This is a genomic window from Paenibacillus sp. W2I17 (assembly GCF_030815985.1).
Classification (GTDB): Bacteria; Bacillota; Bacilli; order Paenibacillales; family Paenibacillaceae; genus Paenibacillus.
In genome coordinates this window covers 4,241,110-4,252,495 of record NZ_JAUSXM010000001.1, presented here as the reverse complement: position 1 = coordinate 4,252,495, position 11,386 = coordinate 4,241,110, and the positions used below count along the sequence as shown (strand labels likewise).

Annotated in this window: 3 protein-coding genes, 17 tRNA genes and 3 rRNA genes; 21 read left to right on the top strand and 2 right to left on the bottom strand. The window is 48.6% G+C overall.

Going from position 1 to position 11,386, the window contains the following annotated elements:
- The first annotated feature begins 386 nt into the window (after positions 1-386).
- The 21 genes from QF041_RS19025 (at position 387) to QF041_RS18925 (ending at position 7,814) form a co-directional block, all read left to right on the top strand.
- Positions 387-1,939, top strand: a 16S ribosomal RNA gene (locus tag QF041_RS19025).
- Positions 1,940-2,245: 306 nt separating this feature from the next.
- A 23S ribosomal RNA gene (locus QF041_RS19020) occupies positions 2,246-5,174 on the top strand.
- A 74-nt stretch (positions 5,175-5,248) separates the two neighbouring features.
- Positions 5,249-5,365: ribosomal RNA gene (gene rrf / locus QF041_RS19015) — 5S ribosomal RNA — on the top strand.
- Together the 16S, 23S and 5S rRNA genes with 17 tRNA genes alongside form the textbook arrangement of a ribosomal RNA operon.
- A 59-nt stretch (positions 5,366-5,424) precedes the next feature.
- Positions 5,425-5,498: transfer RNA gene (locus tag QF041_RS19010), tRNA-Ile, on the top strand.
- Positions 5,499-5,531: 33 nt separating this feature from the next.
- Positions 5,532-5,607: transfer RNA gene (locus QF041_RS19005), tRNA-Ala, on the top strand.
- A 1-nt stretch (position 5,608) separates the two neighbouring features.
- Positions 5,609-5,684 (top strand) — tRNA-Asn (locus QF041_RS19000).
- Positions 5,685-5,687: 3 nt separating this feature from the next.
- Positions 5,688-5,779: transfer RNA gene (locus tag QF041_RS18995), tRNA-Ser, on the top strand.
- Positions 5,780-5,795: 16 nt separating this feature from the next.
- A tRNA-Glu gene (locus QF041_RS18990) sits at positions 5,796-5,867 on the top strand.
- Positions 5,868-5,873: 6 nt separating this feature from the next.
- Positions 5,874-5,949 (top strand) — tRNA-Val (locus QF041_RS18985).
- Positions 5,950-5,966: 17 nt separating this feature from the next.
- Positions 5,967-6,040 (top strand) — tRNA-Met (locus tag QF041_RS18980).
- Positions 6,041-6,067: 27 nt separating this feature from the next.
- Positions 6,068-6,145 (top strand) — tRNA-Asp (locus QF041_RS18975).
- A gap of 23 nt (positions 6,146-6,168) precedes the next feature.
- Positions 6,169-6,244 (top strand) — tRNA-Thr (locus QF041_RS18970).
- A 97-nt stretch (positions 6,245-6,341) separates the two neighbouring features.
- Positions 6,342-6,417 (top strand) — tRNA-His (locus QF041_RS18965).
- An 11-nt stretch (positions 6,418-6,428) separates the two neighbouring features.
- Positions 6,429-6,503: transfer RNA gene (locus QF041_RS18960), tRNA-Gln, on the top strand.
- A 9-nt stretch (positions 6,504-6,512) separates the two neighbouring features.
- Positions 6,513-6,588 (top strand) — tRNA-Lys (locus QF041_RS18955).
- Between the two features lie 9 nt (positions 6,589-6,597).
- Positions 6,598-6,685, top strand: a tRNA-Leu gene (locus QF041_RS18950).
- A gap of 8 nt (positions 6,686-6,693) precedes the next feature.
- Positions 6,694-6,768 (top strand) — tRNA-Gly (locus QF041_RS18945).
- A 6-nt stretch (positions 6,769-6,774) separates the two neighbouring features.
- Positions 6,775-6,851: transfer RNA gene (locus tag QF041_RS18940), tRNA-Arg, on the top strand.
- 16 nt (positions 6,852-6,867) lie between these two features.
- Positions 6,868-6,941, top strand: a tRNA-Pro gene (locus QF041_RS18935).
- A gap of 11 nt (positions 6,942-6,952) precedes the next feature.
- Positions 6,953-7,023, top strand: a tRNA-Gly gene (locus QF041_RS18930).
- Positions 7,024-7,208: 185 nt separating this feature from the next.
- On the top strand, positions 7,209-7,814 hold the full coding sequence (locus tag QF041_RS18925; protein WP_307415324.1) for a short chain dehydrogenase: 606 nt from the start codon (positions 7,209-7,211) through the stop codon (positions 7,812-7,814).
- A gap of 142 nt (positions 7,815-7,956) precedes the next feature.
- Here QF041_RS18925 and QF041_RS18920 read toward each other — a convergent pair whose 3' ends face one another.
- Together QF041_RS18920 and QF041_RS18915 are read right to left on the bottom strand one after the other, a co-directional pair.
- Positions 7,957-9,006 (bottom strand): ABC transporter substrate-binding protein, encoded by a 1,050-nt coding sequence (locus QF041_RS18920; RefSeq protein ID WP_307415323.1) that lies wholly within the window; start codon positions 9,004-9,006, stop codon positions 7,957-7,959.
- Between the two features lie 94 nt (positions 9,007-9,100).
- On the bottom strand, positions 9,101-10,444 hold the full coding sequence (locus QF041_RS18915; protein ID WP_307415322.1) for a helix-turn-helix domain-containing protein: 1,344 nt from the start codon (positions 10,442-10,444) through the stop codon (positions 9,101-9,103).
- Positions 10,445-11,386 lie beyond the last annotated feature (942 nt).

Here is an 11,386-nt window from a genome sequence, read left to right as displayed (position 1 = left end):
ACATATCGTGCTGATGATGTGGGGTGATTATCATTTTAAAAAAAAGACTTGCAATTGAAATCTGTACATGATATATTCTAATTCCGGCCAAGAAAACACGGTTTACACGGTGCGGCAAGCAAATGAAATAAGCTTCGAAAGAAACTTAAAAAAAAGAGCTTGCAAAGTTGGTTCGGACATGATATTATATAAGAGTTGCTGAAGAGAACAACATTCGGTAACAAAACAAGTTTGATCTTTGAAAACTGAACAACGAGTGAGTAAACATTCTGCTTGCAGAATGAACGCGAAAGTTGGAGACAAGCCTTGGCTTGAATCGGCTGGAGCACAAATGAGATTTTTAATCTCGTCAGATTCAAAATGAGCTTATCGCTCTTTTCAATACTTTATTGGAGAGTTTGATCCTGGCTCAGGACGAACGCTGGCGGCATGCCTAATACATGCAAGTCGAGCGGAGTTGATAGGAAGCTTGCTTCCTTGATACTTAGCGGCGGACGGGTGAGTAACACGTAGGCAACCTGCCCTCAAGTTTGGGACAACTACCGGAAACGGTAGCTAATACCGAATAGTTGTTTTCTTCGCCTGAAGGAAACTGGAAAGACGGAGCAATCTGTCACTTGGGGATGGGCCTGCGGCGCATTAGCTAGTTGGTGAGGTAACGGCTCACCAAGGCGACGATGCGTAGCCGACCTGAGAGGGTGATCGGCCACACTGGGACTGAGACACGGCCCAGACTCCTACGGGAGGCAGCAGTAGGGAATCTTCCGCAATGGGCGAAAGCCTGACGGAGCAATGCCGCGTGAGTGATGAAGGTTTTCGGATCGTAAAGCTCTGTTGCCAGGGAAGAACGCTTGGGAGAGTAACTGCTCTCAAGGTGACGGTACCTGAGAAGAAAGCCCCGGCTAACTACGTGCCAGCAGCCGCGGTAATACGTAGGGGGCAAGCGTTGTCCGGAATTATTGGGCGTAAAGCGCGCGCAGGCGGTCATTTAAGTCTGGTGTTTAATCCCGGGGCTCAACCCCGGATCGCACTGGAAACTGGGTGACTTGAGTGCAGAAGAGGAGAGTGGAATTCCACGTGTAGCGGTGAAATGCGTAGATATGTGGAGGAACACCAGTGGCGAAGGCGACTCTCTGGGCTGTAACTGACGCTGAGGCGCGAAAGCGTGGGGAGCAAACAGGATTAGATACCCTGGTAGTCCACGCCGTAAACGATGAGTGCTAGGTGTTAGGGGTTTCGATACCCTTGGTGCCGAAGTTAACACATTAAGCACTCCGCCTGGGGAGTACGGTCGCAAGACTGAAACTCAAAGGAATTGACGGGGACCCGCACAAGCAGTGGAGTATGTGGTTTAATTCGAAGCAACGCGAAGAACCTTACCAGGTCTTGACATCCCTCTGATCGATGCAGAGATGTATCTTTCCTTCGGGACAGAGGAGACAGGTGGTGCATGGTTGTCGTCAGCTCGTGTCGTGAGATGTTGGGTTAAGTCCCGCAACGAGCGCAACCCTTATATTTAGTTGCCAGCACTTCGGGTGGGCACTCTAGATAGACTGCCGGTGACAAACCGGAGGAAGGTGGGGATGACGTCAAATCATCATGCCCCTTATGACCTGGGCTACACACGTACTACAATGGCCGGTACAACGGGCTGCGAAATCGCGAGATGGAGCCAATCCCAACAAAGCCGGTCTCAGTTCGGATTGCAGGCTGCAACTCGCCTGCATGAAGTCGGAATTGCTAGTAATCGCGGATCAGCATGCCGCGGTGAATACGTTCCCGGGTCTTGTACACACCGCCCGTCACACCACGAGAGTTTATAACACCCGAAGTCGGTGGGGTAACCGCAAGGAGCCAGCCGCCGAAGGTGGGATAGATGATTGGGGTGAAGTCGTAACAAGGTAGCCGTATCGGAAGGTGCGGCTGGATCACCTCCTTTCTATGGAGAATCGTTTCCTGCAACGGAAACATTCAAATATGCAGCTTAGCTGCAAAACACTCACTCGTTGTTCGGTTTTGAGAGCTCAAACTCTCAAACAGCTTGCTTTTGCATGGAGCTTGTTCTTTGAAAACTAGATATCGAAACGAAACAAACGCGAATTAGAACATTCCTTTTTAGCTGAACTTGTGTTAAACAAGTTTCAATAAAAACGGTAGATTGCACGTACGATGGTATCGAATGGGAGCGACTTTTGGCTTTGCGCAAGCAAAACAAGGGAAGCGAGCAGTCGAAACCGGAGAACGAGGTTAAGCTACTAAGAGCACACGGAGGATGCCTAGGCGCTAGGAGCCGATGAAGGACGTGGCGAACAACGAAACTGCCTCGGGGAGCTGTAAGCAAGCTTTGATCCGGGGGTGTCCGAATGGGGAAACCCAGCTGGGGTAATTTCCAGTTACTCACAACTGAATACATAGGTTGTGCAGAGGCATACCAGGGGAACTGAAACATCTAAGTACCCTGAGGAAGAGAAAACAATAGTGATTCCGTCAGTAGCGGCGAGCGAACGCGGAGAAGCCCAAACCAAAGAGCTTGCTCTTTGGGGTTGTGGGACGTCTCACATGGAGTTACAAAGGAACCGGTTAAGCGAAGAGGTCTGGAAAGGCCCGCCAAAGAAGGTAAAAGCCCTGTAGTTGAAAGTCTGTTCCCTCCGAGACGGATCCCGAGTAGTGCGGGGCACGTGAAACCCCGTATGAATCCGGCAGGACCATCTGCCAAGGCTAAATACTTCCTAGCGACCGATAGTGAAGCAGTACCGTGAGGGAAAGGTGAAAAGCACCCCGGAAGGGGAGTGAAATAGAACCTGAAACCGTGTGCTTACAAAAAGTCAGAGCCCGTTTTAGGGGTGATGGCGTGCCTTTTGTAGAATGAACCGGCGAGTTACGTTCCCGTGCAAGGTTAAGGTGAAGAGCCGGAGCCGCAGCGAAAGCGAGTCTGAATAGGGCGATATAGTACGTGGACGTAGACCCGAAACCGGGTGATCTACCCCTGTCCAGGGTGAAGGTGCGGTAACACGCACTGGAGGCCCGAACCCACGCATGTTGAAAAATGCGGGGATGAGGTGGGGGTAGCGGAGAAATTCCAATCGAACTCGGAGATAGCTGGTTCTCCCCGAAATAGCTTTAGGGCTAGCCTCGGAAAACAGAGTCGTGGAGGTAGAGCACTGATTGGGTGCGGGGCCCGCAAGGGTTACCAAGCTCAGTCAAACTCCGAATGCCATAGACTTACTTCCGGGAGTCAGACAGTGAGTGCTAAGATCCATTGTCAAAAGGGAAACAGCCCAGACCATCAGCTAAGGTCCCCAAGTGTGTGTTAAGTGGGAAAGGATGTGGAGTTGCACAGACAACCAGGATGTTGGCTTAGAAGCAGCCACCATTGAAAGAGTGCGTAATAGCTCACTGGTCGAGTGACTCTGCGCCGAAAATGTAACGGGGCTAAACACACCACCGAAGCTATGGCTTGATGCTTTGCATCAGGGGTAGGGGAGCGTTGTATAAGGGTTGAAGGTGTACCGTAAGGAGCGCTGGACATTATACAAGTGAGAATGCCGGTATGAGTAACGAAAAGATCAGTGAGAATCTGATCCGCCGAAAGCCTAAGGGTTCCTGAGGAAGGCTCGTCCGCTCAGGGTAAGTCGGGACCTAAGGCGAGGCCGAAAGGCGTAGTCGAAGGACAACAGGTCGAAATTCCTGTACCACCTTAAGCCGTTATGAGCAATGGGGGGACGCAGTAGGGTAGTGACGCGGACTGATGGATGTCCGTCTAAGCAGTGAGGCTGATGTGTAGGCAAATCCGCACATCGTAAGGCTGAGCTGTGATGGGGAGCGAAAATTATAGTAGCGAAGGTCATGATCTCACACTGCCAAGAAAAGCCTCTAGCCAGGTGATGGTGCCCGTACCGCAAACCGACACAGGTAGGCGAGAAGAGTATTCTAAGGCGCGCGGAAGAACTCTCGTTAAGGAACTCGGCAAAATGACCCCGTAACTTCGGGAGAAGGGGTGCCCCGGTAGTGTGAATAGCACGAGGGGGCCGCAGTGAAAAAGGCCCAAGCGACTGTTTAGCAAAAACACAGGTCTGTGCGAAGCCGTAAGGCGAAGTATACGGGCTGACGCCTGCCCGGTGCTGGAAGGTTAAGGGGAGTGGTTAGGGAGCAATCCCGAAGCTGTGAACCGAAGCCCCAGTAAACGGCGGCCGTAACTATAACGGTCCTAAGGTAGCGAAATTCCTTGTCAGGTAAATTCTGACCCGCACGAATGGCGTAACGACTTGGGCGCTGTCTCAACGAGAGATCCGGTGAAATTTTAATACCTGTGAAGATGCAGGTTACCCGCGACAAGACGGAAAGACCCCATGGAGCTTTACTGCAGCTTGATATTGAATTTGGGTACGATCTGTACAGGATAGGTGGGAGCCTTTGAAACGTGAGCGCCAGCTTGCGTGGAGGCAACGTTGGGATACCACCCTGATCGTATCTAGGTTCTAACCTGGTACCGTAATCCGGTGCGGGGACAGTGTCAGGTGGGCAGTTTGACTGGGGCGGTCGCCTCCTAAAGAGTAACGGAGGCGCCCAAAGGTTCCCTCAGAATGGTTGGAAATCATTCGAAGAGTGCAAAGGCATAAGGGAGCTTGACTGCGAGACCTACAAGTCGAGCAGGGACGAAAGTCGGGCTTAGTGATCCGGTGGTACCGCATGGAAGGGCCATCGCTCAACGGATAAAAGCTACCCTGGGGATAACAGGCTTATCTCCCCCAAGAGTCCACATCGACGGGGAGGTTTGGCACCTCGATGTCGGCTCATCGCATCCTGGGGCTGAAGTAGGTCCCAAGGGTTGGGCTGTTCGCCCATTAAAGCGGTACGCGAGCTGGGTTCAGAACGTCGTGAGACAGTTCGGTCCCTATCTGTCGTGGGCGTAGGAAATTTGAGAGGAGCTGTCCTTAGTACGAGAGGACCGGGATGGACGTACCGCTGGTGTACCAGTTGTTCCGCCAGGAGCACCGCTGGGTAGCTATGTACGGACGGGATAAACGCTGAAAGCATCTAAGCGTGAAGCCCCCCTCAAGATGAGATTTCCCAGTATGTAAGACCCCTTGAAGACGACGAGGTAGATAGGCTGGGGGTGGAAGTGCAGCAATGCATGGAGCTGACCAGTACTAATCGGTCGAGGGCTTATCCAATAGCAAGTGATAATTCGCATGTTTCGTTTCGAATCTAGTTTTCAGAGAACGATCTCTGAAATGTAAGCTATGCGTTTGGTGGCGATGGCGGAGGGGTTCCACACGTACCCATCCCGAACACGACCGTTAAGCCCTCTAGCGCCGATGGTACTTGGACCGCAGGGTCCTGGGAGAGTAGGATGCCGCCAAGCGATTTCCCTTTGGGGTATTTTTTTTGCCCCCCTTGCCAAGGAATAAGGGATATATATTAGGGCCCTTAGCTCAGTTGGTTAGAGCGCACCTCTGATAAGGGTGAGGCCGGTGGTTCGAGTCCACCAGGGCCCATAGCAAGACCACAACAAGAAATACACAGTGTATGGGGCCATAGCTCAGCTGGGAGAGCGCCTGCCTTGCAAGCAGGAGGTCAGCGGTTCGATCCCGCTTGGCTCCACCATTCCCTGATAGCTCAGTTGGTAGAGCACTCGACTGTTAATCGAGTTGTCACAGGTTCGAGCCCTGTTCGGGGAGCCATATGGAGAGGTGTCCGAGCTGGCCGAAGGAGCACGATTGGAAATCGTGTAGGCGTCACAAGCGTCTCGAGGGTTCGAATCCCTCTCTCTCCGCCAGATAATTTTTTAGCAAGGCCCGTTGGTCAAGGGGTTAAGACACCTCCCTTTCACGGAGGTAACAGGGGTTCGAATCCCCTACGGGTCATAATATGGAGGCTTAGCTCAGCTGGGAGAGCATCTGCCTTACAAGCAGAGGGTCGGGGGTTCGATCCCCTCAGCCTCCACCATATAAACTTTATAACGACGCGGGGTGGAGCAGCCCGGTAGCTCGTCGGGCTCATAACCCGAAGGCCGCAGGTTCAAATCCTGCCCCCGCAATTATACTTTCCTTTGAGAAAGTGATCTGGAACCGTGGTGTAGTTGGCCTAACATGCCTGCCTGTCACGCAGGAGATCGCGGGTTCGAATCCCGTCGGTTCCGCCATTTTTTAATTAAATATACACCGTGCCGGTGTAGCTCAACTGGTAGAGCAACTGACTTGTAATCAGTAGGTTGGGGGTTCAAGTCCTCTCGCCGGCACCATTTTTAGTATTTACATCTGAATTTGTGATAGAATGTATATTACAAGTAAAATTGTTAATACTAAGATTCTCTTAGTGGATGAATGGCTTACTCTATGGCGATCGTGGCGAAGTGGTTAACGCACCGGTTTGTGGATCCGGCATTCGGGGGTTCAATTCCCCTCGATCGCCCCATGATTTTTTAATGGGGATTAGCCAAGCGGTAAGGCAACGGACTTTGACTCCGTCATGCATAGGTTCAAATCCTATATCCCCAGCCATTTCATTACGAGTCATTAGCTCAGTTGGTAGAGCACCTGACTTTTAATCAGGGTGTCGAAGGTTCGAGCCCTTCATGACTCACCATTATATTTTGCGGTCGTGGCGGAATTGGCAGACGCGCACGGTTCAGGTCCGTGTGGGCTAACCCCCCGTGGAGGTTCGAGTCCTCTCGACCGCACCATATGTTTTGCGGAAGTGGCTCAGCGGTAGAGCATCGCCTTGCCAAGGCGAGGGTCGCGGGTTCGATTCCCGTCTTCCGCTCCAATATTTGCGCCCTTAGCTCAGCTGGATAGAGCGTTTGACTACGAATCAAAAGGCCGGGAGTTCGAATCTCTCAGGGCGCGCCATTATTTTCATATATATCGGGATGTAGCTCAGCTTGGTAGAGCACCTGGTTTGGGACCAGGGGGTCGCATGTTCAAATCGTGTCATCCCGATTTTTTTATTTGCGGGTGTAGTTCAATGGTAGAACTTTAGCCTTCCAAGCTAATAGCGTGGGTTCGATTCCCATCACCCGCTTCCTAGTAACATATAGAAGAGTCTTTGCTTATAGCAAGGGCTTTTTTTTGTGTTAAAAAGAATAAGTGTAATCTATTTAAAATAGGGTCAATTGTCATTTGATTAAGGATGAAATCTTTGTTTTAATAAATAGAACAATTCGTATCTGATTAACGGCATTTATTTATAAAGGAGGACAAACAGTAATGAAAAGAGCTCTGGTCATTGGCGGAAACGGAACGTTAGGTAAAGCTGTTGTTGCGAAACTGAGAGATTATTCCGTTGAGGTTATTACAGCAGGTAGACAATCCGGGGATGTTCAGGTGGATATGACTTCGACAGAGAGTATTACTACTCTCTTTGAAACGGTGAGAAATATTGATTACGTCATTGTGTCGGCCGGCCAGACCCATTATGCGAAACTCGAAGAACTTACACCTGAGAGCAATATGATTAGCGTGCAGGGAAAACTGCTTGGGCAGGTTAATATCGTATTGATTGGTCAGCATTATATTAACGACAAGGGGAGTTTCACGCTGGTCAGTGGCATTATACAAGACCACCCTATTGAGAAAGGCGCATCAAGCGCTATGGTCAATGGGGCTATTGATTCGTTTGCCAAAGCGGCAGCGTATGAGTTGCCAAGAGGCATTCGTTTGAATTCGGTTAGTCCTAATCTGTTTGTAGAGTCGGCGGAAAAATATAAGGATTTCTTTATTGGATTTAATCCTGTACCTGTAGAGAAAGTGGCTAATACGTTTATCCAGAGTGCGCTTGGGATCGAAACAGCCCAAAACTTTAAAATATATTAGAAGCCTGATGTGAATGAAGAATTACTGGAATGAAGAAGTGCTGAATGAGACCATATGGAATATTAAATATAAAGGAGATCCACCGAAAATTTGGTGAATCTCCTTTTGTTTGTTGTGGATGAAACAGAAGGTATGTTTACTATTATGGAGCAGATACTCCAAGAACTTCGAGTATTTCATTACGTTTGAGCGATTCGGCAATGGGGCCATCAATGAGCCATTTCTTAGCATTGAGGACATAGACATGACCATTCTGGACAGCGGGTAGGCCTTTCCATACTTGGAGTTGCTGGATTTCGTTGAGTTCATCTTTTGTTTTTTGCAACGCTTCAGCTGACCCATCTGAACTAATAGACACGATAAACAGATAGTCTGCTTTGATTTCAGGCAAAAGCTCAACCGAGATACTGGCATTCATCCGATCCGGATTCTCCGCCTCGAGTTTGGTAACGAGAGCATCGGGAGTGAATCCAATTTCATAACCCGCTCCTACATAACTAGAAGCTGGGAATGGCGTGGATGGAATGGACGAGAAGAACAAACGCATATCTTTCTCTTCCAGGCGCAGGAATGCAGCTGTAGGTTTGGTCTTGGTGATATCGGCTGCGAGCTTCTGAGCTTCAGTTACCTGATCTTTATTTTTTTGTAAAAGCTGTTCAGCCCGCTCTTCAATATCCAGTGCAGTAGCTACCTGTACGATAGATTCCTGCCAATTACGGCGATCATAAGTGATCGTAGGCGCGATTTTCTCGAGTTGTTCGAGAATTTTGGCATCCAAACTGGCATTGGCAATAATAAGGTCCGGATTGGCGCTGACTACAGCTTCAAAATTGACACTTTCATTAATGGGTTCGACACCCACGCCTTGGGCTTCAAGTTGCTCATTCAGGTAATCTTGCCGGCCAATAGGTGTAGCAAGTACCAGTGGTACCTCCAAGGAGAGGAGAATGTCCTCCATATTAATGGACACAATCCGTTCGGGATGTGCCGGGATTTCTTTGCTGCCATTGGCGCTCTCCACGGTCTTAGTAGCTGATTCAGTGGATGAGTCCCCATCTGTCCCCGCAGCTGATTTTACGCCATCTGCAGATTGCTGCGAAGTGCTTGCAGGTGTCTGCCCACACGCAACAAGTAACATGGCGAGTATGAACAGGATCCCCGTTATTTTGACATAATGCTGTTTGTACATCATAATCCCCCTGTGTTTCTAATGATATTGATTCTCAGTACACTTTATATTGTAGCGGTCTCATGTTGGGGGAGACATAGCCTTCTGTGCTATCCAGTCATGGATTAATGTGCTGAGTGCCACGAAAAAGTTTGATGGTTTCATCAATAATTTGATCATGAGCATATGGTGAATAATCCAACCAAGGCATTTCATCTAGCAGATATACATGCTTGTTCTGCACGGGCATCAATTGTTGCCATAGCTGAGTATGTTGTAGTTTATGCCAACGTTGCTGGGATTCTGAGTCCTGGTCCACAATCAGTAACATGCGATCTCCAACCATTTGAGGCAACTCCTGTTCATCCAATGCACGATAGACTTGCCCTGGAAGCAAATCGTGTGAAGGGGACAAGCCCAGGTCGTTATATAGAACAGCGCCCCCATTGCGTCGCCCGTAGATTAACAGATGACCCATCATGATATGAATGATGGAGACCGTATCCTTACCCATTAGATGACTAAGCTGCTCTTTGGCATGGGCTACTTTGTCATCATACTGCTCCAACCACAGCTGAGCATCTTGTTGCTGTCCCACAATGGAGGCAACTTGTACGAAGTGTTCCCGCCAGCTCAATCCTTTCCATGGGATAACGATGGTAGGAGCAATTCGCTGCAGTGTTCTTTTTAACGTATAGGCTTCGTACTCATTACAGAGTATGAGGTCCGGGCTCGCTTGCATCAACAACTCAACGTTGGTTTGCCAGATATGAGGATTCATGCGTTTGCTACGTCCCAGATGATAAGGGATATTCGAGAAAAACAGATTCCTGTGTTGATCACGTCGGTTATCGATCAATGCCGCATGGGGGATGATCTGTAATGCCAGCAGATGGCCAGTGGTTCCGAAGGAGAGAGCAGCAATTTTACTGCGTTTCTGCCGTTGATAGGTAGAGGGAGACACGCCAACATATTTTTTGAATTTGCGACTAAAGTAAAACTCGTCCTGAAAACCAACCTGTGAGGCGATATGTTTGATGGTTTGGCCGGGGACGAGCAGCATCTCTTTGGCCCGGTCCATGCGGATGCTATTCACGTATTCCATGGGACTGATGCCAGTGCGGTTTTTGAATACCCGCGAATAGTGCCATACACTCATGCCTGCCACTCCGGCAAGAACTTCACGAGAAAGATACTCCGCATATCCAAGCTCAATAAGTTCAAGCGTTTGATCCAAAGCAGAGATATGCTCCGAATCCCCTAATGTACTCTCTTTGGGCGGGGCATACACCTGGGTTAACAACTCATGCATCAAAGTCTGAATACGAAATGGACGATTTTCTTGAGGTACAGAGATGCATTCATGGAGCTGCGAGGCAATTTTGGTACATTCCTGAAAAAGTTCATGCGGTAACTCATCAGCATAAGACGAATGAAGTAACCCTTTTTGGTATACCTCCATTACAGTAGATCCGGAAGTGGTTTTGTTGATTTCTGAGAGAGGCTTCAACATATCAAAATATATCGCGATGCCCTGTAAAGGATGTACCTCATCCGGCGGTATATTCTATCGCTGTTCCTGGCAGGATCAGATACATCTTGCCGATTGTGGCATGATTTGCCTATGCCCAATACGGATATCGGCTTCACCGCCAGTACAGATGAGCAGAAGATGTGAGTCTGTTAATACGAATGGGGAAAAAAAAGACGCTTGATCGAGAACTTCGGATGTCTTGAATCTTGCATATAGGTCACGGGTATGATCACCGTTAGATATCAGTGGAAATACTTGTAAAGTCACCAGAATCCCTCCTTAACTTACGATAGTAACATTACATATGATGTATTTGAGAATAATTATCAATTATCGCATATTGTCATACAAATAAGAAATCCATATGATAATATGAAATGATATACAGAAGAGAAAGCGAAGGGGGTACATAGAATGTGGTTTATACTTGGTTTTATTATCTTAGTTTCGATATTTGGTATTCGAACGACGAGTCGATCCAATAAACTAAAACAGCAGTTCGGATCAAGGTTACATGCAGTAGGGATTCATCAGTCAGGGCTTCCACAAGTTGCGGAAGGCAGGCGGGTGGATGTGCTGATAGGTAATGGGAACTTATATATTCAAAGTGGTCAGCAAACGTTTGAACTCTTATTAAGAAAAATCGGGAGTGCAGGATATCCAAAAAGAACAGGCAGCTCAAATTCGAGAAATTATCTCGTAATACACTACGAGATGAATGGTAGGGTACGTCCGATAGTATTAAGATTTATGAAGCCTGCGCACGCTAAAGCATTTCTATGGGAAATCGAGGGTCATCTATTCACGCGAAACTCAAGTGATGGAATTATAAGACTGTAGAAATTCTAATCATTTAACCGCGTAATTCTC